Annotated in this window: 30 protein-coding genes; 1 reads left to right on the forward strand and 29 read right to left on the reverse strand. The window is 63.1% G+C overall.

The features are described 5' to 3' along the window. Window positions 1–29: 29 nt before the first annotated feature. The 27 genes from ACFVSJ_RS05530 to rpsJ form a co-directional block, all read right to left on the reverse strand. Window positions 30–941, reverse strand: coding sequence for an NAD-dependent epimerase/dehydratase family protein (locus ACFVSJ_RS05530; RefSeq protein WP_387435044.1), 912 nt, complete (start codon window positions 939–941; stop codon window positions 30–32). Then, on the reverse strand, window positions 938–2,635 hold the full coding sequence (locus ACFVSJ_RS05535; protein WP_387435045.1) for a class I adenylate-forming enzyme family protein: 1,698 nt from the start codon (window positions 2,633–2,635) through the stop codon (window positions 938–940). Before ACFVSJ_RS05535 ends, ACFVSJ_RS05530 begins: the two co-directional genes overlap by 4 nt. Next, the gene (locus ACFVSJ_RS05540; RefSeq protein ID WP_387435046.1) at window positions 2,625–3,812 is read right to left on the reverse strand and encodes a cytochrome P450; all 1,188 of its coding nucleotides are present in this window, start codon (window positions 3,810–3,812) and stop codon (window positions 2,625–2,627) included. The genes ACFVSJ_RS05535 and ACFVSJ_RS05540 overlap by 11 nt, the downstream gene beginning before the upstream one ends. Then, entirely contained in the window at window positions 3,809–4,570 is a 762-nt protein-coding gene (locus tag ACFVSJ_RS05545; RefSeq protein WP_387435048.1) for a glycosyltransferase family A protein, read from the reverse strand. Before ACFVSJ_RS05545 ends, ACFVSJ_RS05540 begins: the two co-directional genes overlap by 4 nt. Window positions 4,571–4,599: 29 nt before the next feature. Then, a complete protein-coding gene (locus tag ACFVSJ_RS05550; protein WP_387435050.1) occupies window positions 4,600–5,649 on the reverse strand; it encodes a 3-oxoacyl-ACP synthase III family protein in 1,050 nt (349 codons plus the stop codon). Between the two features lie 113 nt (window positions 5,650–5,762). Further along, complete coding sequence (locus ACFVSJ_RS05555; protein ID WP_387435215.1) at window positions 5,763–6,332, reverse strand: adenylate kinase; 570 nt, start codon at window positions 6,330–6,332, stop codon at window positions 5,763–5,765. Between the two features lie 5 nt (window positions 6,333–6,337). Further along, the gene (secY, locus tag ACFVSJ_RS05560) at window positions 6,338–7,648 is read right to left on the reverse strand and encodes a preprotein translocase subunit SecY (RefSeq protein ID WP_387435051.1); all 1,311 of its coding nucleotides are present in this window, start codon (window positions 7,646–7,648) and stop codon (window positions 6,338–6,340) included. A gap of 184 nt (window positions 7,649–7,832) precedes the next feature. Continuing rightward, window positions 7,833–8,315 carry a 50S ribosomal protein L15 gene (gene rplO, locus ACFVSJ_RS05565; RefSeq protein ID WP_347108065.1) on the reverse strand — a complete coding sequence of 161 codons (483 nt, stop codon included), beginning with the start codon at window positions 8,313–8,315 and terminating at the stop codon, window positions 7,833–7,835. Further along, on the reverse strand, window positions 8,315–8,521 hold the full coding sequence (rpmD, locus tag ACFVSJ_RS05570; RefSeq protein ID WP_347108066.1) for a 50S ribosomal protein L30: 207 nt from the start codon (window positions 8,519–8,521) through the stop codon (window positions 8,315–8,317). The genes rplO and rpmD overlap by 1 nt, the downstream gene beginning before the upstream one ends. A gap of 2 nt (window positions 8,522–8,523) precedes the next feature. Next, window positions 8,524–9,195 (reverse strand): 30S ribosomal protein S5, encoded by a 672-nt coding sequence (rpsE, locus tag ACFVSJ_RS05575; protein WP_387435052.1) that lies wholly within the window; start codon window positions 9,193–9,195, stop codon window positions 8,524–8,526. A 29-nt stretch (window positions 9,196–9,224) separates the two neighbouring features. Continuing rightward, window positions 9,225–9,608, reverse strand: coding sequence for a 50S ribosomal protein L18 (gene rplR / locus ACFVSJ_RS05580; protein ID WP_387435054.1), 384 nt, complete (start codon window positions 9,606–9,608; stop codon window positions 9,225–9,227). Window positions 9,609–9,611: 3 nt separating this feature from the next. Further along, on the reverse strand, window positions 9,612–10,148 hold the full coding sequence (rplF, locus tag ACFVSJ_RS05585) for a 50S ribosomal protein L6 (protein ID WP_347108069.1): 537 nt from the start codon (window positions 10,146–10,148) through the stop codon (window positions 9,612–9,614). 18 nt (window positions 10,149–10,166) lie between these two features. Beyond that, window positions 10,167–10,565, reverse strand: a complete 399-nt coding sequence (rpsH, locus tag ACFVSJ_RS05590) for a 30S ribosomal protein S8 (RefSeq protein WP_387435056.1) — start codon at window positions 10,563–10,565, stop codon at window positions 10,167–10,169. Window positions 10,566–10,643: 78 nt separating this feature from the next. Then, complete coding sequence (rplE, locus tag ACFVSJ_RS05595) at window positions 10,644–11,222, reverse strand: 50S ribosomal protein L5 (protein ID WP_144659421.1); 579 nt, start codon at window positions 11,220–11,222, stop codon at window positions 10,644–10,646. Beyond that, window positions 11,222–11,581: a 50S ribosomal protein L24 gene (gene rplX, locus ACFVSJ_RS05600; RefSeq protein ID WP_141281625.1), complete on the reverse strand. Its 360-nt coding sequence runs from the start codon at window positions 11,579–11,581 to the stop codon at window positions 11,222–11,224. Before rplX ends, rplE begins: the two co-directional genes overlap by 1 nt. A 3-nt stretch (window positions 11,582–11,584) precedes the next feature. After that, window positions 11,585–11,953, reverse strand: coding sequence for a 50S ribosomal protein L14 (rplN, locus tag ACFVSJ_RS05605; RefSeq protein ID WP_003803789.1), 369 nt, complete (start codon window positions 11,951–11,953; stop codon window positions 11,585–11,587). A 353-nt stretch (window positions 11,954–12,306) separates the two neighbouring features. Continuing rightward, on the reverse strand, window positions 12,307–12,603 hold the full coding sequence (gene rpsQ, locus ACFVSJ_RS05610; RefSeq protein ID WP_144659419.1) for a 30S ribosomal protein S17: 297 nt from the start codon (window positions 12,601–12,603) through the stop codon (window positions 12,307–12,309). Then, a complete protein-coding gene (gene rpmC, locus ACFVSJ_RS05615; protein WP_021472413.1) occupies window positions 12,600–12,920 on the reverse strand; it encodes a 50S ribosomal protein L29 in 321 nt (106 codons plus the stop codon). The genes rpsQ and rpmC overlap by 4 nt, the downstream gene beginning before the upstream one ends. A gap of 2 nt (window positions 12,921–12,922) precedes the next feature. Continuing rightward, the gene (gene rplP / locus ACFVSJ_RS05620; RefSeq protein ID WP_003803795.1) at window positions 12,923–13,339 is read right to left on the reverse strand and encodes a 50S ribosomal protein L16; all 417 of its coding nucleotides are present in this window, start codon (window positions 13,337–13,339) and stop codon (window positions 12,923–12,925) included. After that, window positions 13,340–14,161, reverse strand: a complete 822-nt coding sequence (gene rpsC, locus ACFVSJ_RS05625) for a 30S ribosomal protein S3 (RefSeq protein WP_387435059.1) — start codon at window positions 14,159–14,161, stop codon at window positions 13,340–13,342. Beyond that, window positions 14,162–14,527 carry a 50S ribosomal protein L22 gene (gene rplV / locus ACFVSJ_RS05630; protein ID WP_021472410.1) on the reverse strand — a complete coding sequence of 122 codons (366 nt, stop codon included), beginning with the start codon at window positions 14,525–14,527 and terminating at the stop codon, window positions 14,162–14,164. 38 nt (window positions 14,528–14,565) lie between these two features. Continuing rightward, window positions 14,566–14,847: a 30S ribosomal protein S19 gene (gene rpsS / locus ACFVSJ_RS05635; RefSeq protein ID WP_011775591.1), complete on the reverse strand. Its 282-nt coding sequence runs from the start codon at window positions 14,845–14,847 to the stop codon at window positions 14,566–14,568. 12 nt (window positions 14,848–14,859) lie between these two features. Beyond that, window positions 14,860–15,699, reverse strand: a complete 840-nt coding sequence (gene rplB, locus ACFVSJ_RS05640) for a 50S ribosomal protein L2 (RefSeq protein WP_021472409.1) — start codon at window positions 15,697–15,699, stop codon at window positions 14,860–14,862. A 29-nt stretch (window positions 15,700–15,728) separates the two neighbouring features. Then, window positions 15,729–16,034 (reverse strand): 50S ribosomal protein L23, encoded by a 306-nt coding sequence (gene rplW / locus ACFVSJ_RS05645; RefSeq protein ID WP_021472408.1) that lies wholly within the window; start codon window positions 16,032–16,034, stop codon window positions 15,729–15,731. Continuing rightward, on the reverse strand, window positions 16,031–16,648 hold the full coding sequence (gene rplD / locus ACFVSJ_RS05650; protein ID WP_387435060.1) for a 50S ribosomal protein L4: 618 nt from the start codon (window positions 16,646–16,648) through the stop codon (window positions 16,031–16,033). Before rplD ends, rplW begins: the two co-directional genes overlap by 4 nt. Window positions 16,649–16,652: 4 nt before the next feature. After that, window positions 16,653–17,303, reverse strand: coding sequence for a 50S ribosomal protein L3 (gene rplC, locus ACFVSJ_RS05655; protein ID WP_387435061.1), 651 nt, complete (start codon window positions 17,301–17,303; stop codon window positions 16,653–16,655). Window positions 17,304–17,320: 17 nt separating this feature from the next. Further along, a complete protein-coding gene (rpsJ, locus tag ACFVSJ_RS05660) occupies window positions 17,321–17,629 on the reverse strand; it encodes a 30S ribosomal protein S10 (RefSeq protein WP_003803825.1) in 309 nt (102 codons plus the stop codon). Window positions 17,630–18,014: 385 nt separating this feature from the next. Here rpsJ and ACFVSJ_RS05665 point away from each other — a divergent pair, with 385 nt between their 5' ends. Next, a complete protein-coding gene (locus ACFVSJ_RS05665) occupies window positions 18,015–19,448 on the forward strand; it encodes a GH1 family beta-glucosidase (RefSeq protein WP_387435062.1) in 1,434 nt (477 codons plus the stop codon). A gap of 18 nt (window positions 19,449–19,466) precedes the next feature. Here the strand turns inward: ACFVSJ_RS05665 and ACFVSJ_RS05670 are convergent, their stop codons facing one another. Both ACFVSJ_RS05670 and ACFVSJ_RS05675 read right to left on the reverse strand, forming a co-directional pair. Then, window positions 19,467–19,592, reverse strand: coding sequence for a hypothetical protein (locus ACFVSJ_RS05670; RefSeq protein WP_387435063.1), 126 nt, complete (start codon window positions 19,590–19,592; stop codon window positions 19,467–19,469). A 25-nt stretch (window positions 19,593–19,617) separates the two neighbouring features. Further along, on the reverse strand, window positions 19,618–23,802 hold the full coding sequence (locus ACFVSJ_RS05675) for a hypothetical protein (protein ID WP_387435064.1): 4,185 nt from the start codon (window positions 23,800–23,802) through the stop codon (window positions 19,618–19,620). Window positions 23,803–23,817: the final 15 nt, after the last annotated feature.

A 23,817-nucleotide genomic window follows, 5' to 3' on the forward strand; every position in this document is an offset into this window, starting at 1 on the left:
TCCTCTGGAAAGTCTTCTACGGGTGCCGATCAGGCCCCATGCTCCAACCATTTTCCAGCATCTGCCAGCGTGGTAGAAATTGGCTCGATCCCCAGCTCGCCGCGGAGCCGGTCCAAACGGTATGTCCGCTCCCGCCCCAACTGGCTCACGGCGTACCGCGTGAGCTTCGGCACCGTCCGGCTGACGGCCGCGGCCGCTTCCGAGACGCCGGCCAGGCCCATGGCCACGGGCAGCGGGATGTACCGGATCTGGACGCCCTCGTGACCGGTCGCATCCAGTACTTGCCGCAGCACGGTGCCTAGCTCCACTGGTTCCTTATCCGCCACGTTGACGGCTCCGCGGACATCCGACGGGCAGGCTGCGAGCGCAGCCTGGACCAGGTTGCTGATGTGCGTGAGTTGATGCCTGACTGCTGGGTGGCCCACGCCCAGAAGCTGTCCGCCACGGATGGTGCCAATGAGTCGTGGCAGGAGCGTCCGGTCCCCGGGGCCGTACACAGCGTGCGGCCGCAGCGCCACGGCATTGCCATGCCTGCAGGCTTCGATGTCCGCGAGCGCCTTGCTTCGCCCATAGGCATTGAGGTGCCTGGTTGCCGGCTCCTCCTCGCCCCGGTTGCGGCAGGGCTCCCACCACGGATAGACGCTGGAGCTCGACACATGAACCAGCCGCGTTCCGGCGAACGCCTCAGCCACGGCCCGTGTCCCGAGCACGTTTGCGCGGTGGAACTGCCGCGCGTCGCCCCAGTCGGCAACATAGGCTCCCGCATGGACGACGGCGTCGACGTGCGGCAGGTGGGTGGGGGGAAGGCCGGTGAGATCCCAGTAAGCAAGGCCGTCCCCTGCACGCCGGGCATAGCGGACGACCTCCCAGCCGCGGGCCTCGGCTGCTTTGGCCACGGCGCCCCCAATGAAGCCCGTAGCCCCCGTCACGGCGATCCTCATGCGTGTTCCGCGGCAACCATGGCTTCAGCGAACGCCCGCCGAAGAGCCACGCGGTCAGGCTTCCGGTGGCGTCCGCTGGCCGGAATGCTGCCCAGTATCTCCACACGGTCCGGAAGGGCGGATTCGTCAATCAGCCGGGGAAGGTCCTTGCTGAGCCGTGCCGTGAGCATTTCAGCGCTGTGGCCGGCAGCAGGCACGACGGCGAGCCACACGGATTCATCGCCAATGGCATCGGGCACCCCGATCATCACTGCCTGCTGCACCCCCGGGACACCAGCAATCACGGGCTCGTACAGGGCGGGATAGATGTTGGTTTTGCCGCGGATGATCATGTCCTTCTTCCGGCCGATCATCACCAAGCGTGCCGGCGCCCCTTGCCCGCCCTTCCCACGGTCCAAGCGGACCAGGTCTCCCGTAGCGTGCTCCACCATGGGCTCGTCGCCAAGATACCCGCGGCACATATTGGGTCCGCGAGCGAACAGCTCGTGGTCCTCACCCACTCGAACCTCGACGGAGGGAAGCGGCTCCCCGAGGAAGTCGCCTTCACCGCTCCCATCGGCGGCAGTGAACTCGGCGTCGGTGCCCGCAGCAAATGCCAGCTTTTCCGTGCCGTCCGCGATGGCGATAGGCAACAGTTCCGTCATGCCGTAGATGAGTTTGAAGTCCACACCCGGAAGCAGGTCCATGGCCCGTCTGAGGAAGGGCGCCAGGACAGGAGCCGCGCCCAGCATCACCGTCCTGAGCGTTTCCGGAAGCCTGACAGACCCGTCCTCCACAGCGTCCAGGATCGGCGCCAATTGCGAGGGGACCAGGAAAAGGTGCGTGGCGGCGTCGTACGCGTCCCGTTTCCCGGCCACCGGCCCCAGTTCGCGCGCCAAGCGGACGGGGTCGATGTGCGCGGAAAAGCCGTAGGCCGGCATGGTCCAGTGCGCACCCGCGATGAGGGCAGGCAGGCCCATCATGAGCTGCTCTGAATGGATACGGTCGCCTTCCCTGAAGGTGCAGCGCCGCGTGAGTTGACTGAAGCCCGCGGCCAAGGAGCCCCGGGTGTGGACTACGCCCTTCGGGGATCCGGTGGTCCCGGAGGTGAAGATGATGACCGCCTCCTGGGCCGCATCACCAACCACCGGTTCCAAGTCCGGGCCACCAGCGGGCAGTGGCCGGCGCAAGCGTGTTACGGGCGCCGCCCCACGCGGAACGCCGGGCAGCCACGGCCCCGAGTAGTAGTGCCGGACGTCCATGGCTCCATAATCGGGAAGCAGGAGGCCGCGCCGACGGGCCAGCGGCCGCAGCGGACTCCTGGTACTCAACGCATAGAGCAGCGATTCCGCCGCCGCCCAGCCGGGAGCGGCGAGTTCGGCACGGTCCTGGAAAAGGGCAGGACCGATGCCTGGATCAATGAAGACCACCGAGCCACCCGCCCTCACAGCGCCCAGGGCCAGGATGAACGCCGCAGGGCTCGGCCTGACCGAAAAGAGCATCCGTTCCCCCGGGCCAAAGCCATCGTCCCGGAGCCGGATGGAAGTGGCCTCGATTCCGGCCACGAGTTCGCGGTAGCTGATGGTCTTTCCGGGACGCAACCCACCACGCTTTCGTGGTGCCCGTCCGGGCGCGGTGATTGCGGGATGGTCCGGGACCCTTGCAGCTGCTGCGTACACCGCCTCCACCAAATCCGCGCGCGTCTCAGCCGGCATTGGCCACCTCCAGTTTGCGATAGCCCGGGATCAGCACGCCTGTGCTGACCTTCCTGGATGGGATGGTCCAAGGTTCCTCGAGGTACCTGTCCAACAACACGTCCAAGGCACCGTTGATTTCCGCCATGGCCAACGGCATGCCGATGCAAAAGTGCGGCCCGGCCCCGAACCACAACTGCCGGGCCTGCGGCGGAGTGGGCTGGTCCGGGCGGAACCCTCCCAGGCTCTTCGCGGCATGGATGGTGGATAACAGGATCCGGTCGCCCGGACGGACTGCCTGTCCTCCAATGGCTCCGCCAGCCACTGCATTCCGCAGCATCATCGGCGACGGTACGGTGTAACGCAAGGCCTCGTTGACCGCTGCCGGAAGGCCGGAACGATCAGCCGCGAGCCCGCCAATCCGCCCGGAATCGGCGAGCAACGCCACCAGCCGGGGCACGAACGAAACCAGTGTCTCCGTCCCCACCATGACGAAAGCGCTGATAATGCCCAGCGCTTCTTCCTCGGTCATGCCCAGCCGCCGCAGGCGCCCGGGAAACGTCGCGGGGTGGTCGTCGTGAAAGGCGGCCCTCGCAGGTCCGGCGAGAAGCTCGACGGCGGCCCGGCCCTTCGCGGCCTGGCGTGGCGTAAGGCTGGGCCTGCCCAAGCGGACCAGCGAGGAAATCGAGGAACCGAGATCGAAAAGTTCCTTGTCCGGCAAGCGCCCGGCCGCGTCTTCCGGCACACCCAGAAGCCGGGAAATCACTCCTCCTGCCAATTCCTTGACGCAGTCCACCACGTCCACGGTGCCTGCGGTGTCCAGCCCGTGTTCCACGCGTGACCGAAACTTTTCCTTGGCCGGTTCCACGATGGCCGCAACGGACCCCGGGGTGAACAGGTCGGCCAGCTTCCGCCGCAGTTCGCGGTGGTCCTTGCCGTCCATGTTGACCAGCGCCCTGGGACCCACCACAGGCGTCCACAGTCCGCCCGATGCGGATGCTCCGTTCTTCACGAAAAGCTCCCCGTCCATGAGCACCTCACGAACCAGGGAGGCTTCGCTGACCAGGATACCCACCCCGGGCAGACGCAGCACGGGACGCAACGTACCCAGGTAACGGATCAGCGGATACAACACCGGGTGGGCGCCCACATGGATCCGGCGTTCCCAGCGTTCTGCGACGGCAACGGAACCAGTCACCGGATATCCACGTGCTCGGGGCGGTAACGGTGGTCCGCGTACCAGGCCAGGGTGTTCCTCAGGCCCCAGGCCTTCACCCGCCGGGACGATCCGTACACCACCATGTCCCGGCGCAGCGCATAGTTGCGCGTCAGCTTCCGCACTTCGTTGGACAGTGCACGGTCCTCATGCAGATCTTCGATCCGGGTCCGGGGAAAGCCCCCGGAACGGTGGTACATGTCAGCAGTGATCGCCATGTTGCAGCCGGGCAGCATTTGATAGGGGCCCAAGTAGCCCTCCCCCTTGTTGCCGGGCCGGATCCTGCCGAAGAATGACGCCACCTCAACAGCCAGCAGCATCATCCGCCGTTCTCCGGCGGTGATCCCCTCGTCATTGCGTGGCACGAGCTGCCCCGCAATGAGTTCAAGCCCAGCCTCGAATCCCGCAACGATGCGGGCCGTCCAATCGTCCGCGGCAAGGCAGTCGGCGTCCGTCCGGGCCAGCCACCTGGCACCGTGGTCTACCCCGAAGCGCATCCCGGTATCGGCCGCAGCGCCGGTGCCCTTCTCCGGCTCATGCAGCAGGCGGATATCCATACCGGGGTTCTCCTCGGCAAACGCCGCCACAATGCGGCAACTGCCGTCCGTGGAGCCGTTGTCCACCACTACCACCGTGAAGTCGCGGTAGTCTTGGGCCGCCAGCGACTCCAACGTCTGGCGGACGAGCTTCTCTTCGTTGAGCATGGGCACCGCGATGCACAGGCTTCGGGTGGGAGACACGCTGGACAAGGATCCGGATTGTCCAGTCTTCACAGCCGCACCACCGCCATCCCAAGGCTCACTCCGCCGGCCAATCCAACCAGCGCCACGAGGTCGCCAGGGCCGCAGCGTCCTCCATCAAAAGCCACTTTGAGCTGCAGCGGCAAACTCACGGACGCGAGGTTCCCGAAGTCCTCCACCGTAGGAACCAGCTTTGCCCGCGGCACTCCCGCGCGCTCAGCAAAGACCTCCCGGTAGGGTGCACTGACCTGGTGGACACAGACCACCGCGAAGTCCTCCCATCCCAGGCCGAGGCTCTGCAAAGTCTGGTCAAGCACCTCGCAGCCAACGTCCAGAAAGGCGTCCTTGAGCTTCTCGCCGTCCATGCTGAAGTACGTTGCTTCGGGGTCACGCGGAAAAGCCGAACCGCCGCCAGCCAGCGTTCCAACAGACCAGTGGCTGCTCTTCGCCGTAAACGCCATGGCGATGATGCCGTCCAGGCCCACACCCGCGGGCACCGTGCCGGACGGAACCGCAGCTTCGAGCAGAACAGCAGCACCGCCGTCGCTCATGGTGTAGCCCGGGAAGCTGCCCGCGAACGTCTCGAAATCCGGAACCGACCACCGCACCGCCCGTGAGGGCGATTCCCCCGTGACCACCAAAACCCGGGCGTAGCGGCCCGCGGCGATCAGCGAGTCCGCAACTTCAAGACCGTTCAGGAAACTGTTGCAAGCGTTCTTGACGTCCATGACCGGGCACATCAATCCCAGTTTGGCAGCGACCATGTGGCTGGTGGCCGGTTCCACCATGTCCTGGCTGGCCGAAGCGAAAATCAGGAGGTCAACATCCGGCGCCTGCAGCCCGCACTCCGCAAGGACCTTGGCGGCGGCGTTCGTGGCAAGGTCCGAAGCTTGCTCGGACTCGGCCATGACGCTGCGGGTCCGTATGCCTGTGACCCGACCGATCAGGCCTTTCGGTACACGGAACCCCGGGCTCGATTCAGCGATGCGCCGCTCGACGGCGGCAGTGTCCAGGCGTGCGGGTGGCAGGTAGACCTCCAAGCCCGCGATCCGGCTGTTCCCGGAAAAGACTCCATGCATGCGGTTCCCCCAAAAAACTGCCGCGAAAAAGGAAAAAGGGTGTGTCCCGCACCATCGTACGGGACACACCCTTTGCCTCCGGAGCCGTCTAACCGGCTATGTGGAAACCCTGCTCAGACAGCCTTCGCCGACTCGATGGCGGTGAGGACGCGGTCAGTGACCTCGTCAATGCCGCCGATGCCGTCCACCTGCGTCAGGATGCCACGCTCGGCATACTTCGCTACGACGGCCTCGGTCTGCTCGTGGTAAAGGTCAAGGCGGTGGCGGATGACGGCCTCGTTGTCGTCAGAGCGGCCGGTTTCCTTGGCACGGCCGAGAAGGCGCTGCACCAGTTCTTCGTCGTCGGCGGTCAGCTGGAGCACGACGTCGAGCTCCTGCTCACCCTCGGCGAGGATGTGGTCCAGGTAATCCACCTGGGCCGTGGTGCGCGGGTAACCGTCCAGGAGGAACCCGTTCTCTACATCGGACTCGCTCAAGCGGTCACGGACCATCTTGTTGGTGACGCTGTCCGGAACGAAGTCGCCCGCGTCCATGTACTTCTTGGCCTCGATGCCCAAAGGGGTTTCGCCCTTGACGTTGGCCCGGAAGATGTCGCCGGTGGAGATGGCGACTACGCCAAGGCGCTCGGAAATCCGCTCAGCCTGCGTACCCTTGCCTGAACCCGGAGGTCCAATAATCAGCATTCTCGTCATCGCAAAAGCCCTTCGTAGTGACGTTGTTGTAGCTGCGCATCAATCTGCTTGACGGTTTCCAGGCCCACACCCACCATGATCAGGATTGATGTGCCACCGAACGGGAAGTTCTGGTTGGCGTTGATCAGGACGAGTGCAACCAGCGGGATCAGCGCGACGAAGCCCAGGTAAAGGGCTCCAGGCAAGGTGATCCTGGAAAGCACGTACTGCAGGTAGTCCGCGGTCGGTTTACCCGCCCGGATGCCCGGAATGAACCCGCCGTACTTCTTCATGTTGTCCGACACTTCTTCAGGGTTGAAGGTGATGGCCACGTAGAAGTAGGTGAAGAACACGATCATGGCGAAGTAGAGCGCCATGTAGATGGGGTGGTCGCCACGGGTGAGGTTGTTGTTGATCCACTCAACCCAGGGCGCCATCTGCTCCCCCGCCTTGGGCTGGTTGAACTGAGCAATCAGGCCGGGCAGGTAAAGCATGGAGGAAGCGAAGATGACGGGCACGACGCCGGCCATGTTCACCTTGATGGGAATGTAGGTGCTGGTGCCGCCCACCGTGCGGCGGCCGATCATGCGCTTTGCGTACTGCACCGGAACGCGGCGCTGGGATTGCTCCACGAAAACAACCAACGCGACGGTCACCAGGCCGATGGCCAGGACGATGAAGAACGTACCGGGACCCTTGGACTCCCAGATGGCGCCGAGCGACCGCGGGAAGCCGGCAGCAATCGAGGTGAAGATGAGCAGGGACATACCGTTGCCCACGCCCTTCTCCGTAACCAGTTCGCCCATCCACATGATGAGGCCGGTACCTGCCGTCAGGGTGATGATGATGAGGATCGTGGTGATGATGCTGTCATCGGGGATGATCGGCAGGTTGCAGCCAGGCAGCAACTGGCCCGAGCGGGCCAAGGACACCAGCGTAGTGGCGTTCAAAAGGCCCAGTGCGATGGTGAGGTACCGCGTGTACTGGGTCAGCTTCGACTGGCCGGAAGAGCCCTCCTCGTAAAGCTGCTGGAACCGGGGAATGACCACCCGGAGCAGCTGGACGATGATGCTCGCCGTAATGTACGGCATGATGCCGAGGGCGAAGATGGATACCTGCAGCAAAGCGCCGCCGCTGAACAGGTTCACCAGCTGGTAGATGCCCTGCGAGGTGTCACCGTTATTCAAGCATTGCTGGACATTCTGGTAGTTCACACCAGGCGAGGGGATGAAAGCTCCCAAGCGGAAGATTGTGATGATTCCCAGCGTGAACAACAACTTGCGTCGCAAATCGGGCGTCCGAAACGCCCGTCCGAATGCGCTTAGCAAGCGTCCTCCTGAGTTTAAGTACAAGGATGTGGATGGGCTCAATGAAACCCAACAACCGAGTCTAGCCGCTTGTGACGCCGTCGTAATAATCGAGAGTGCACAACCACGAAAAAAATCCCGGCCTGCGGGGCCGAAGCCCCGCAAACCGGGATCCTTTCACAACGGGCATTTGCCCCGCCAACTCTTAGAGAGCGGTGGTGCTTCCGCCTGCTGCTGCAATCTTTTCAGCCGCGCTGGAGGAGAATGCGTGGGCGGTGACGTCAACCTTGACGGTGATGTCGCCGGTGCCCAGCACCTTGACGGGCTGGTTCTTGCGAACGGCACCCTTCTCAACCAGGGACTCAACGGTGACAGCGCCACCTTCCGGGAACAGCTCGTTGAGCTTCTCCAGGTTCACAACCTGGAACTCAACCCGGAACGGGTTCTTGAAGCCGCGCAGCTTCGGCAGGCGCATGTGCAGCGGCAACTGGCCGCCGGCAAAGCCAGCCTTCACCTGGTAGCGGGCCTTCGTACCCTTGGTACCGCGACCAGCGGTCTTACCCTTGGAGCCTTCACCACGACCAACACGGGTCTTGGCGGTCTTGGCACCCGGGGCGGGACGCAGGTGGTGGACCTTCAGAGCGTTCTGCTTCTCAGCAGCCTCTGCGGCGGTCTTGTTCTCTGCCATTACTTCGCCTCCTCAACATTCACGAGGTGCGGAACCGTGTTGAGCATGCCAACGGTCACGGCGTCAGCGTCACGGACAACGGTGTGTCCGATGCGCTTCAGGCCGAGCGACCGAAGGGTGTCGCGCTGGTTCTGCTTGGCGCCAATGACGCCCTTGATCTGGGTGATTTCCAACTTTGCGTCGGAAGGAGTCAGGTTCTTAGCCATGACTAAACACCTGCCTTCTGGTTCTGGAGCGCACGCACCAGGGCAGCCGGAGCAACCTCGTCCAGCGGCAGGCCACGGCGGGCTGCCACGGAAGCGGGCTCTTCGAGCTGCTTCAGGGCGTCAACGGTCGCGTGAACGATGTTGATCGCGTTGGAGGAACCGAGCGACTTGGAGAGGATGTCGTGGATGCCCACGCACTCCAGTACTGCACGGACCGGACCACCGGCGATAACACCGGTACCAGCGGAAGCCGGACGCAGCAGGACAACGCCTGCAGCAGCCTCACCCTGCACGCGGTGCGGGATGGTGCTGCCAACGCGGGGAACGCGGAAGAAGGACTTCTTGGCCTCTTCAACACCCTTGGCGATAGCTGCGGGAACTTCCTTGGCCTTGCCGTAGCCAACGCCAACCAGACCGTTGCCGTCGCCGACGACGACGAGTGCGGTGAAGCTGAAGCGACGACCACCCTTGACGACCTTGGCAACGCGGTTGATGGTTACAACGCGCTCTACGAACTGGCTCTTCTCAGCCTCACGGCCGCCGTCGCGGCCACCACGGCCACCACGGTCGCCGCGGCCCTGGCCACGCTCGCCGCGCTCGCCACGACGTCCGCCGCGGCGGTCGTCGGTAGCGGCAGCGGTCTCAGTTGCTTCAGCAGCTGCAGCTTCAGTCACCTGAATGTCCTTTTCGTTGTTTTCAGCGGTCACAGTGCCAGCCCACCTTCGCGAGCACCGTCAGCGACGGCGGCGATGCGGCCGTGGTACTTGTTACCGCCACGGTCGAAGACAACAGCTTCGATGCCTGCAGCCTTGGCACGCTCGGCAACGAGTTCGCCGACGCGCTTTGCCTTGGCAGTCTTGTCACCGTCGAATGCGCGGAGATCGGCTTCGAGGGTGGAAGCCGAAGCAACGGTTACGCCCTTGCTGTCATCGACGACCTGGACGAACACGTGACGTGCCGAACGGTTGACGATCAGGCGGGGACGTACAGCCGTGCCCGAAATGCGCTTGCGGATACGAAGCTGGCGGCGGCTGCGTGCAGCAGACTTGCTCTTGTTCGAACGCTTCTTGTTAATTGCGATGGCCATGGTTTACTTACCAGCCTTTCCGACCTTGCGGCGGATGACTTCGCCGGCGTAACGGACACCCTTGCCCTTGTAGGGGTCGGGCTTGCGCAGCTTGCGAATGTTGGCAGCAACCTCGCCGACCTGCTGCTTGGAGATACCCGAAACAGAGAGCTTGGTGGGGCCCTCCACTGCGAAGGTGATGCCCTCGGGAGCCGAGACGTTGACCGGGTGGCTGTAGCCCAGAGCGAACTCCAGGTCAGCGCCCTTGGCCTGAACGCGGTAACCGGTACCGACGATTTCAAGCTTCTTCTCGTAGCCCTCGGTGACACCCTGGATCATGTTGGCGATCAGGGTACGGGTCAGGCCGTGCAGCGAACGCGAGTTGCGCTCGTCGTTCGGGCGGGTAACCGTGAGGGTGTTCTCTTCGAGGGAAACCTCGATCGGGCTGGCAACAGTGTGGCTCAGCTCGCCCTTGGCACCCTTGACGCTGATGACGGAGCCATCGAGCTTGACCTCAACGCCGGCGGGAACGGTGATGGGGAGACGTCCAATACGTGACATTATTCTCTTCCTTTCCCGTTACCAGACGTAAGCGAGGACTTCGCCGCCCACGCCCTTCTTGCCGGCCTGCTTGTCAGTCAGGAGGCCGGAAGAGGTGGACAGGATTGCGATACCCAGGCCACCCAGCACGTGAGGCAGGTTGGTGGACTTCGCGTAAACGCGGAGACCCGGCTTGGAGATGCGGCGGACACCAGCGATCGAACGCTCGCGGTTGGGACCGAACTTGAGGTCGATGGTCAGCTTCTTGCCAACCTCGGCGTCCTCTTCCTTCCAGCCGGCGATGAAGCCTTCTGCCTTCAGGATGTCGGCAACGCGTGCCTTCAGCTTGCTGTACGGCATGGTCACGGAGTCGTGGTATGCCGAGTTTGCATTGCGCAGACGCGTGAGCATGTCTGCGACAGGATCTGTCATAGTCATTTGGGCTATAGCCCTTCCTCGTAATGGTTTCCGCTGCGATTGCTCTTACGAGCCGGCGCGGCCGGACCTGTTACGTAGTTAGTTTTCAGTCTTGAACGGGAAACCAAGCGCCTTGAGCAGCGCGCGGCCTTCGTCGTCGGTCTTGGCGGTGGTGACAACCGTGATGTCCATACCGCGAACGCGGTCGATGGAGTCCTGGTCGATTTCGTGGAACATAACCTGCTCGGTCAGACCGAAGGTGTAGTTGCCGTTGCCATCGAACTGCTTGCCGTTGAGGCCGCGGAAGTCACGGATACGCGGCAGTGCCAGCGAAACCAGACGGTCCACGAATTCCCACATGCGGTCGCCACGCAGGGTTGCGTGTGCACCGATCGGCATGCCTTCGCGCAGCTTGAACTGTGCGATCGACTTGCGGGCCTTGGTTACCTGCGGCTTCTGGCCGGTGATGAGGGTGAGGTCGCGGACAGCGCCGTCGATCAGCTTGGAGTCCTTGGCGGCATCTCCAACACCCATGTTCACAACAACCTTCACCAAGCGGGGAACCTGGTTCACGTTCGCGTAGTTGAACTCGTCCTGCAGGGACTTCTTGATGGTCTCTGCGTACTTCGTCTTCAGACGCGGAACGATCTTCACTGGAGTCTCGAGAGTCTCAGTCATTAGATGTCCTTCCCGGTGGCCTTGGACACGCGGATACGAACGGTCTTGGAGCGGCCGTCCTTCTCAACGGTGTCGAGACGGAAACCAACGCGGGTCGGCTTCTTGGTCGACGGGTCTACCAGAGCAACGTTGGACACGTGGATCGGGGCTTCAACAACCTCGATGCCGCCGGTCTTGGTGCCGCGCTGGGACTGACCAACCTTGGTGTGCTTGGTGACGCGGTTGATTCCCTCTACCAGCACGCGGTTGGTGTCCGGGAATACGCGCAGGACCTTGCCCTGCTTGCCGCGGTCGCCGCCGCGTTCCTGCTTGGCGCCGGTGATGACCTGAACCAGGTCACCCTTCTTGATCTTAGCCATGGACTAAAGCACCTCCGGGGCCAGCGAAACGATCTTCATGAACTTCTTGTCGCGAAGTTCACGACCAACCGGGCCGAAGATACGGGTACCGCGGGGGTCACCGTCGTTCTTCAGGATCACAGCTGCGTTCTCGTCAAACTTGATGTAGGAACCATCCGCACGGCGGCGTTCCTTCTTGGTACGAACGATGACAGCCTTGACGACGTCACCCTTCTTTACGTTGCCGCCCGGGATAGCGTCCTTGACGGTTGCGACGATGACGTCGCCAATGCCTGCGTAGCGACGGCCGGATCCACCGAGAACGCGAATGGTAAGGATTTCCTTAGCACCCGTGTTGTCGGCGACCTTCAGTCGCGACTCCTGCTGAATCAATTTTTACTCCTTGCGTCGCGCCGGTTCTCAGACCGAAAACATGCATACGGAATGAGCCTTGCGGAACGGTTGATCGGGGTGTCTCTGGACCTGCCTGGATTTTGCCAGAACAGGCCTAAACGCCCGTGCCACAAGCATCAGCTTCCCTTGCAGGAAAACCCTGCGCGGGGCAGTATGCAGTGGCACGATTGTTTACGAGGTGGTTGATGACGCACAAATGGCGCCATACAAACTCAAAATCTTAGCATGCTTTGAGGCCATACCATAACTGGCTGGAAAAGCGGAAGGGCCCGCGCTCCAGATGGAACGCGGGCCCTTCCAGTAAGCCCTGCCGGGCATGCCCGGCGTCGGATTTACTTGGCCTTTTCGAGGATCTCCACCAGGCGGAACCGCTTGGTAGCGGACAGCGGGCGGGTCTCGGCGATCAGAACGAGGTCGCCGATGCCGGCGGTGTTCTGCTCGTCGTGAGCCTTGATCTTCGAGGTGCGGCGAATAACCTTGCCGTACAGAGCGTGCTTCACGCGGTCTTCAACCTCAACAACGATGGTCTTTTCCATCTTGTCGGAGACTACGTAGCCGCGACGCGTCTTACGGTAACCGCGCTGTTCAGCGCTGGCTGCTGCTTCCGTCACGTTTTCCTTCTCGCTCACTTGGCGTCCTCTCCAGCTTCAACCTCGGCAGTTTCTGCCTTGGCAGCCTTCTTGGACTTCTTTTCTTCCTTGGCTTCCACAACCGGTGCGGCAACCTCGGCACGAATGCCCAGCTCGCGCTCACGGAGAACGGTGTAGATGCGTGCGATGTCCTTCTTTACCGCGCGCAGACGACCGTGGTTCTCCAGCTGACCGGTGGCGGACTGGAAACGCAGGTTGAACAGCTCTTCCTTGGACTTGCGGAGTTCTTCAACGAGACGCTCGTTGTCGAAACCGTCCAGCTGTGCGGGTGCGAGATCCTTCGACCCTACTGCCATTTCTATTCACCACCTTCGCGACGCACAATGCGTGCCTTCAACGGGAGCTTGTGGATTGCCAGGCGCAGGGCCTCGCGAGCTACCTCTTCATTGACACCGGAGAGTTCGAAGAGAACCCGGCCCGGCTTGACGTTTGCGACCCACCATTCCGGGGAACCCTTACCGGAACCCATACGGGTTTCAGCAGGCTTCTTGGTCAGCGGACGGTCCGGGTAGATGTTGATCCAGACCTTGCCGCCACGCTTGATGTGGCGGGTCATCGCGATACGGGCCGACTCGATCTGACGGTTGGTAACGTATGCCGGGCTCAGGGCCTGGATACCGTACTCACCGAAGCTGACCTTGGTGCCGCCCGTTGCAGCGCCGGAACGACCCGGGTGGTGCTGCTTACGGTGCTTGACTCGACGTGGGATAAGCATTTAAGCCTGTCCTCCTTCTGCTGCCGGAGCAGCAGCTTCAGCGGCCGGTGCTTCAACGGCAGCAGGTGCTGCCTCAGCTGCCGGACGGTCGTTACGACGACGGCGGTCGCCACCCGGGCGGCCCGGACGGTCCCCTCCACGGCCACGGGACGGAGCAGCAGCTGCCTGCTGTGCCAGTTCCTTGGCGGTGACGTCACCCTTGTAGATCCAAACCTTCACACCGATGCGGCCGAAGGTGGTCTTGGCTTCGTAGAAGCCGTAGTCGATGTTCGCGCGGAGGGTGTGCAGGGGCACACGGCCTTCGCGGTAGAACTCCGAGCGGGACATTTCTGCGCCACCCAGACGGCCCGAGCAAGCAACACGGATACCCTTGGCACCTGCGCGCTGTGCGGACTGCATGGCCTTCTTCATCGCACGGCGGAAAGCCACGCGGGAAGTCAGCTGCTCTGCGATGCCCTGGGCAACGAGCTGTGCTTCGATCTCCGGGTTCTTGACCTCGAGGATGTTCAGCTGGACCTGCTTGCCGGTGAGCTTTTCGAGCTCGCCGCGGATGCGGTCTGCTTCAGCGCCGCGGCGGCCGATGACGATGCCCGGACGTGCCGTGTGGATATCCACGCGGACACGGTCGCGGGTGCGCTCGATCTCGACCTTGGCGATGCCGGCACGCTCCATGCCGGTGGACATGAGCTGGCGGATCTTGATGTCCTCGCGGACGAAGTCCTTGTAGCGCTGTCCCGGCTTGTTGCTGTCAGCAAACCAGTGTGAAACGTGGTCGCTGGTGATGCCGAGTCGGAACCCGTGCGGGTTTACTTTCTGTCCCACTTAGCGAGCCTCCTCTTTCTCCGGGGTTGCGACGACCACGGTGATGTGGCTGGTCCGCTTCTTGATGCGGTAGGCGCGGCCCTGGGCACGCGGCTGGAACCGCTTCATGGTCGGGCCTTCATCAACGAATGCTTCGCTGATGAACAGGTCGCTGTCGTCGAATGCAACGCCGTCACGGTCCGCGAGGACGCGTGCGTTGGCCATTGCCGACTGAAGTACCTTGAATACCGGCTCCGAAGCTGCCTGCGGGGCAAACTTCAGAATTGCCAGAGCCTCATTCGCTTGCTTACCACGAACAAGGTTGACGACGCGCCGGGCCTTCATAGGCGTTACGCGGATGTGACGCGCAATTGCCTTGGCTTCCATTGCTTTCCTTCTCTCGTCTAAGACGTAAAGTCAGGCGCCTAGCGGCGCTTGCCCTTACGGTCGTCCTTAACATGGCCGCGGAATGTCCGCGTGGGAGCGAATTCGCCGAGCTTGTGCCCGACCATCGACTCAGTGACAAACACCGGGATGTGCTTGCGTCCGTCGTGTACGGCGATCGTGTGCCCGAGCATGTCGGGGATGATCATCGAACGGCGGGACCAGGTCTTGATGACGTTCTTGGTGCCCTTATCGTTTTCCCGTGCGACCTTCACAAAGAGGTGCTGGTCAACGAAAGGACCTTTTTTCAGGCTGCGTGGCATGTGTCCAGGCTCCTATCGCTTGTTCTTGCCAGTACGGCGGCGACGAACAATAAGCTTGTCGCTCTCTTTGTTCGGACGGCGGGTACGGCCCTCGGGCTTGCCGTTCGGGTTGACCGGGTGACGACCACCGGAAGTCTTACCTTCACCACCACCGTGCGGGTGGTCAACCGGGTTCATGGCTACACCACGGACGGTCGGGCGGACGCCCTTCCAGCGCATACGGCCGGCCTTGCCCCAGTTGATGTTCGACTGCTCGGCGTTGCCGACCTCGCCGACGGTTGCGCGGCAGCGCACGTCAACGTTGCGGATTTCGCCGGAGGGCAGGCGCAGCTGTGCGAAGCGGCCTTCCTTGGCGACGAGCTGAACCGAAGCACCTGCGGAGCGGGCCATCTTGGCGCCGCCACCCGGACGCAGTTCAACTGCGTGGATAACGGTACCGACGGGGATGTTGCGCAGCGGCAGGTTGTTGCCCGGCTTGATGTCAGCGTCGGGGCCAGCCTCGACGAAGTCACCCTGGGACAACTTGTTGGGCGCGATGATGTAACGCTTGGTGCCATCAACGTAGTGCAGGAGGGCGATGCGAGCCGTACGGTTCGGATCGTACTCGATTTCGGCAACGCGGGCGTTGATGCCGTCCTTGTCGTGACGACGGAAGTCGATCAGACGGTACTGGCGCTTGTGTCCGCCACCCTTGTGACGGGTGGTGATCTTACCGGTGTTGTTACGGCCGCCGGTCTTGTGCAGCGGGCGGAGCAACGACTTTTCCGGAGTCGACCGCGTGATTTCAGCAAAGTCGGCTACGCTCGAGCCACGACGGCCCGGGGTAGTCGGCTTGTATTTACGGATTCCCATAATTTATTTCCTCGTTAAAGTGGTCTCCGCTACGCGAGCGGACCGCCGAAGATGTCGATTGTGCCTTCTTTGAGGGTGACAATTGCACGCTTGGTGCTCTTGCGCTGTCCCCAGCCGAATTTGGTGCGCTTGCGCTTACCGGCACGGTTGATGGTGTTGATCGATTCGACCTTGACGGAGAAGATCTTCTCCACGGCCAGCTTGATCTCGGTCTTGTTCGAGCGGGGGTCCACCAGGAAGGTGTACTTGCCTTCGTCGATCAGACCGTAGCTCTTTTCCGAAACGACGGGTGCAAGCACGACGTCGCGCGGGTCCTTGATGGTGGTTACGCTCACTTGGAGGCCTCCTCGTTCTTTGCCTTGTCAGCGACGAACGCGTCGAAAGCAGCCTTGGTGAAGACCACGTCGTCGGAGATCAGCACGTCGTAGGTGTTCAGCTGGTCTGCGTACAGAACGTGAACATCTGCGAGGTTGCGCACGGACAGTGCGGCAACGTCTTCGGCGCGCTCGATTACGACGAGCAGGTTCTTGCGCTCGGAGACTGCACGCAGCGACGCCAGGGCATCCTTGGCGGACGGCTTGGTGCCGGCAACCAGGGCTTCGATGACGTGAATGCGGCCGTTACGGGCGCGGTCAGACAGGGCGCCGCGGAGAGCAGCAGCCTTCATCTTCTTGGGGGTGCGCTGGCTGTAGTCGCGCGGGGTGGGACCGTGGACGATGCCACCGCCGGTCATGTGGGGAGCACGGATGGAACCCTGACGGGCGCGGCCGGTGCCCTTCTGCTTGAACGGCTTGCGACCTGCACCGGAAACCTCGGCGCGGGTCTTGGTCTTGTGGGTTCCCTGGCGAGCAGCAGCGAGCTGGGCGACGACAACCTGGTGCAGCAGCGGCACGTTGGTCTGGACGTCGAAGATCTCTGCAGGCAGGTCAACCTTGACAGTGCTAGTCATTGAACTAGGCTCCCTTCACGGCGGAACGTACGAGTACGACCTGGCCGCGGGCACCGGGGACGGCACCCTTGATAAGGAGCAGCGACTTCTCAACGTCAACAGCGTGAACCGTGAGGTTCAGCGTGGTGTGACGCTCGGCGCCCATGCGGCCGGCCATTTTCAGACCCTTGAAGACGCGGCTCGGGGTGGATGCGCCACCGATGGAGCCAGGCTTACGGTGGTTCTTGTGGGCACCGTGGGAAGCGCCAACACCGGAGAAGCCGTGACGCTTCATAACACCGGCAAAGCCCTTACCCTTGGAGGTGCCGACGACGTCGATCTTCTGGCCGGCTTCGAAGATCTCAACAGAGAGCTCCTGGCCCAGCTCGTAGGATGCGGCGTCTGCGGTACGCAGTTCGACGACGTGGCGGCGAGGAGTTACGCCGGCCTTCTCAAAGTGACCAGCCAGCGGCTTGGTGACCTTGCGGGGGTCGATCTGGCCGTAGCCGATCTGGACGGCGACGTAGCCATCGACCTCTGCGTTGCGCAGCTGGGTGATGACGTTGGAGTCAGCCTGGACGACAGTTACCGGGATGAGCTTGTTGTTCTCGTCCCAGACCTGGGTCATGCCGAGCTTCGTGCCCAGCAGGCCCTTTACGTTACGGGTTGCGGTCATAGTCTCTCAGCACCTCCCTAGAGCTTGATTTCGATGTTCACGTCGGCAGGCAGGTCGAGACGCATAAGCGAGTCAACGGCCTTCGGCGTGGGGTCGATGATGTCGATCAGACGCTTGTGAGTACGCATTTCGAAGTGCTCACGGCTGTCCTTGTACTTGTGAGGAGAGCGAATAACGCAGTAAACGTTCTTCTCCGTGGGCAGCGGCACCGGGCCGACTACCGTTGCGCCTGCGCGCGTGACCGTCTCAACGATCTTCCGCGCTGAAACATCAATGACCTCGTGGTCATATGACTTCAGCCGGATGCGGATTTTTTGTCCCGCCATGTCGCCTGACTCTCTTTCAGCTAGTGCTGCTCTAGTTAGGGCTGCTCTGTTTACTTACCTGTTGTTGTGGCCGCCGAAGCGTTTGAGGATCTACCACCACACGCCGCACAAGCTGAATCCGGAAGTTTCCGGGTTCCTCAACCTGCCGACGCACCGACCCCCGCGGTCGGGCGTGTCGCGATTTTCACGCAAACTCGACCGCATTCCATGGGGTTCAGGGTTATGTTTGGGCTTCAGCTTGGACCCTGGCACCCGGCATTATCCGGATCGGGACGCGAAGAAGCGCTTGAACAACTCATCCAGTATGCCGGAATTCGCAGCCGATGGCCAATCGGGCCTCTTCGGCCCATTGCCACAGCCGAGCCAAGGTATGGATGATAGGTGAATGACCGTCCAGGATACGGGTTCCGTGGAAGATCTTGCCGCGCGCCTTCGTCCGGGCTTCACCATCGGCGTCGCCTCCGCCGCGTTCCAGATCGAAGGCTCCCTCACCACGGACGGCCGCGGCCCGTCGGGTTGGGACGCCTTCTCGGAAAAGCCAGGAGCAATCGTCGACGGCGGCTCCCCCGCCATTGCGTGCGACCACTACAACCGCGCAGACCAGGACATCGCCCTGATGCAGGAGCTCGGGGTGGACTCATACCGGTTCTCTTTGTCGTGGCCCAGGATCCAGCCTGATGGCCAAGGACCCATCAACCAGCGCGGCCTGGATTTCTACGACCGCTTGATCGACAAGCTCCTCGCCGCTGGAATCTCCCCCATGGTCACGCTTTACCACTGGGACACGCCACTTCCCCTGGAGCACGCCGGGGGCTGGCTGAACCGGCAGACGGCACTGCGCTTTGCTGCCTACAGTGCCGTCGCAGCAGAGCGGTTCGGCGACCGGGTGGATGCCTGGGTGACAGTCAACGAACCGGTGTCAGTCACCTTGCAGGGCTATGCCTTGGGCGCACACGCCCCGGGGCACCAGCTCCTGTTCGATTGCCTGCCTGCAGCCCACCACCAGCTCCTGGGCCACGGCCTCGCAGTGCAGGCCCTGCGGGCAGCGGGCGTTTCCGGCCGGATCGGCATTTCCAACATGCACTCCCCGGTCCGCCCCGCCACCAACAAGCTTTCCGACCGGCTCATGGCCGAAGCGCTGGACCTGATCCTCAACCGTATCTATGCGGATGCCATTCTCCTCGGCCAGTACCCCAAGCCGCATTTCGCGCTCTGGCCTTGGTTCCGGTCCCTGGGACCTGTCCAGGACGGCGACCTCGCGGTCATCGCCCAACCGCTGGACTTCTATGGGGTCAACTACTACTACCCCATCAAGGTGGCCTCCGGTCGGGGTCCGGCGGAGATACCCACAGGCACGGCCGAGGAAATGGTCAATGTCCCCTTCCATCTTGCGGCGTACCAGGAATATCCCGTGACGGGGTTCGGCTGGCCCGAGGCCCCCGAGCAGTTGGCAACCCTGCTGCAGGAGATGAAACAGCGGTACGGGGAATCACTCCCGCCCGTCTACATCACCGAAGGCGGCGCAAGCTTCCCTGAGCCGGACCATGTGAGCGGCCCGGTGCAGGACACCGACAGGATCACGTACCTGGCTGAGCACCTTGGCCACGCCCTCACCGCCACAGGACCGGGCGGGCAAGCCGAGGGGGTGGATCTCCGGGGCTACTACGTGTGGACGCTGCTGGACAATTTCGAATGGGCCGCCGGGTACTCCCAGCGCTTCGGGCTGGTGCACGTGGACTTCGAAACCTTGGAGCGGACGCCCAAGGAGTCGTTCTACTGGCTGCGGGCCCTGGAGCGTGCCCGCCGGCACCATGCCTAGCCCAGGCAGGTTAAAACGCTATTTGTTCTTGTTGGCACGGTTGATGCGCTTGGCGCGGTCGATTTCGTTCCGGAAGTATTTGCGACCCCAAAGGACGCCGCCTCCGATGGCAACGATGATGACCAGGAAAATCAGGAATTCCATGCTGATCCTTTCTACCCAAGCAACATTATCCGACTCCGTTGCCGCTGCGCCCGCTGCCGCTGGACAGGCCACGTTCGGGGGTCTGGGGCCTCCGGTTCAACCGCCAAACGGCGAGGACGATGAGGGCCAGAGCAACCAGCGCCAGAAGGGCAAAGGCATACGATCTCAAGGCCCACATGACGCTCGCGGCCACACCTGCCGCGCCCCACGCCGTGAAGAGCCGTTCTGACAGCAGCAAGCCCACCCCAAGCAGTACGGCGTGCGCCGCCAGGACATAGACCTGCTGCGTAGGGGTTCCGAAGAAAATGGTTGCCACCGAACTGAGCGACAGGATTCCGGACGTGGTACCCAGCCGCAGGTTGGCCTCGTCCCGATGGCCCCTCAGATAGCGCACCCCTGCTACAACAACGCCGGCCACCACATACCACTGCGCCAACCAGAACCAGTCAGGCTGGGCGCCGTCCGTAAACAGCACTGCCCGTTGGAATGCGCCCACTGCAACCACGGCGCACATTTCGGCCGCTGCGTGCTTGCCGGCCGGTACCTCCGCCACCACCACAGCACCGGCCATCACAACGAGGAAGGCTCCCACAAGCGCGGTCGCGTCATGGCCAAGCCCCACGGCAGCCGCGGCAGCGAACGCTGCCAAGGCTGTGGCGGCCAAAGCATTCCGCCGCCAGGGCTGGCCCACCACGGCAGCTCCGCCCAGACGGGCCAGCCCGTACATGGCCAGGCCAGCACCAACTCCCCCAACGAGCCACGGCAGGAAATCCCGCCAAGGGCCCCCGGCCCCTGTAAAGAGCACACCGTCGACGGCTGTCACGGCACCCACGAGGGCGCTTGGGGCGGCGCCGGCATAGAAGGAGGGCGCAGACCCGACGTGGGAGCCGACAAAGAAGACAAGGGAGATTGTGAGCATGGCGGCACCGGTAAGGCCCGACGTAGCCTCGAGCGAGAACAAACAAGCAGCCCCTGCGAACACCATGGCGGCCGTGAACCACATCCAGCGGACGGCAGTGCCCGCACCAGGATCGCGCTGACGCAGGAACACCTTCGCAAGGGTTACTGCAGCAGCCAACGCCATGAAGGCAATCGGTACTTGGAACCGGTCCAGAACGGCTTGGTGCAGGAAGGTAGTGGAAGGAAAGACCAGGGTGGGTCCGGCGGCCGCGACGATCGCGGTGGCTGCCGCCATCAAGACGTAAAGCGCGTTTGGCGTTTGCAGGGTAATGCGCACCAGCACGGCCGCAAGGCCGGCAAGGGCCAGCGCCAGAAGAACCACCCACCGGCCACCGCCGTCGTAGTCCCCTGCCAGTAAGTAGCCAAAGGGAATCACCAACTGTAGGCCCAGCGTGCACCAGAGCGCTGGGCGCTGGAAGGGAATCTCACGCAGCCACGTGCGGAACCCAGCATGCAGTGCAATCTGCAGGAAGAGGAAGGCTGCCACAGCCACCCAGGCAACCGCGCTCGAATCCGACAGGTCGACGGCTGCAACTGCGACCAACGCCGTAGACAAGACCCGAACGGCCAGGAGATAGCTTCCCCGTACCAATTCCTGCCCGTTCACAACCACCATGAGGCAGCCATAGGCTACAAAGATTCCCAACAGGATTTCGGCGTCGGGAAGATGTCCGGCGCGGAGCAGCAGCGTCAAGACCATCGCAGCCGGAGCAAAGACCCAGGCCACAGTGCGTCGACGCAACACTGCGGAGCAGACTGCAGCAGCAGCGGCGGTCAGGATTGCTCCAGCCCCCGGTTGCCACCCACCGAAGCTGCCAAGGGCGGGCAAGCCCGTCCAGTCGTTGAAGGACGTAGTCACCATTGCCATGCCGGCGAGCAGGAGGCCCACATCTGCCGTGGCCGCCCCCTGCTGCCTTCCACGCCCCCAAGCAAACAGGACAAGAAGAATCTGGGCGGCAAGAACCGACAGGACAATCGTTGCGACTGCGAGGTCCTCCCCTGCCAAGTGCAGACCGAATCCGCTATTCAGCAGATCGGCATAGGCCGAGCCGGCCAGGACGGTCGCAGCCGCCCGGGCCAGCCACCCATAGATTCTCCGGTGCAGGGAAATGGGAAGGCGGAGAGCCGTCGCCACGGCGTAAGCCAGGACGGCAGCCAAGACCAGGTTGGCCAAACCGCGCGAGACCACGGCGGCAGAGACCACCAAGGACACCACGGCTGCGGCGGGCGCAAGCAATTCGGCGGTGTTCAGGCGCCACCGCACAGGGCCTTGAACGCCCGCGGTCTTCCGCAGGAAATTCCGTGGGAAGGCCAGCCAGCCTGCAGCTATGCCGGAGGACAGTACTGCCAACACCCCCGCCACCACGATCGGATGGCCTGGAAGGGCGTCCAGGAAGGACAACGCCACAAGGGCTGCAGAGGCGGCAAAGCCGAACAGCCCGGTGGTCACCCGGGGAGCCAGTGCCGGGATGCCTCCTCGCTCGAACAGACCGCCCACGACTTGCTGCAACCCCGCAGCAATGGCGCAGGCCAGGACCGTGAAAGCTGGCCGCTCGGTGTGGCCCATGGAGAAGCCCGCAACGGCAGCAGGAACTGCCACAGTGAACGCGATACGCGCAGAGAGAACGAACGCCCTGCCAAAGGCTCCCCGGACCACTGCCGCCAAGGAAAGCCAGTACACGGCGGCCGTGGCAAACATCAGGGCCACGGACCAGGCTCCAAGCAAGGGAACAAGCACCAGGGATCCTCCGAGCACCGCCCCGGGCGCGAAGGCCACAGCTTCGCGCAACTTCCAGCCCAAGGTCATGGCCGTGGCCAGCACTACAAAGAAGGGCAGGTATACCGGCAAATCAAAGGTGCCTGTACCGAGTACGAAACTCAGGATCAACCCGGCGATGAACTGCAGTCCCAAGCAGGAGACAGCGTCATTCCACCACGAGCCGGGCGTGATCCTGCCACCACCAAAAGCCATGCCAAGGGACTGGACGCCCAGGACCAGGATGGCAGCGAACAGGGCCTGGCTGGCATCGGCAGACGCATCCCAGACGGCGCCGATGATCGCCAGGCTAAAAGCTGCCCTCGCGGCGAAGAAGTGCTCCACACGGTACTTCACGGCGGGGACAAACAGCATCACCGCGAAATAGAGGCCACACATCGCCATGATGAGTGCGTACTCCCCCTTGCCCAGGAAGTTTGGGGTCAACGTTGCGGCGAGCCCTACCGTGGGCACCACAAAGGGATGCAACACCACCAGGGGCCGCAGGTACAGCGATGGCAACCAGCGCGGACGGACCAGGGCGAACAGCGTCAGGACGATCGCGAGGCCGATCAACGCCGTGAAATACCAAACAAGCGCACCGCCCAACACCGAGACGCCCGACCAGGCAGTAGATACTGCAAAGCTCAAGGACAGCCACGCAAGCACTGTGTTATTCAGGCGTACCGCGGCAAAAACGTACGCCGCCGTACCCAGCAATGAGGTGACCAGCCAGGCCAGCGGACCGTTGTGCAGCGCAAAGTTGTACATGGCCACGCCGGTGACCGGCACGAGGGCAAGACCCGTTCCCGTGAAAGCCATGGCCGCGGGACGAAGCCGCGCAACGCGGGGATAGAGGACCAGTCCCGTGACGTAGAAGAGGACCGTAATCCCCCACATCGCCACGAACCTGAACATTTCCGGAAGGCTGGTACCCACGAAGAGCGCACCTGCAGCCACCAGCAGGAGACTTGCGATGTACAGCGTGATGTTGATGTTTTGGCGGTCGCGCTTCTCCTTGCGTGCCGCAGCCTCTGCAGGAGTTTCCCTTCGGACCGGCGGGACAGGCGCTTGCGCGGGCCTTAACTGCACGGCTGGAGGCCCCCATGCGGGCAGCGGCTGCCCGGGAAACGACGACGGCGCCAGTTGGGCCGCCGCCGTCCTCGGCGGCTGCAGCGGGGGTGGCGAACCCACGGACGGTTGAACCGGCGGAACAGCCACACGGGGCTGCCATGGGCCCCCCGCCGGAGCCACGGCAGGCGAAGGAGTGTGCCCGGGTGCGGGTCCGCCACCTGTCCCCCTGCTGACTGCGTCCCGCCAGCCAGCCACGTGACCGGCGAGATACCCTGCACGGTACGCGCCGGCGTCGTCCATTGGCGTTGCGGTCTTGCCCGAACCCTGGCGACGACCGCGCACCAGTCCCCACACGTATCCGGCGCCGCCGGTCACGGCCACAAAGAACAGCGCCCAAACAAGGCCCACGAATCCGTACATGGCAGCTCCCAACTG

The sequence above is a fragment of the Paenarthrobacter sp. NPDC058040 genome, from assembly GCF_042885775.1.
Classification (GTDB): Bacteria; Actinomycetota; Actinomycetes; order Actinomycetales; family Micrococcaceae; genus Arthrobacter.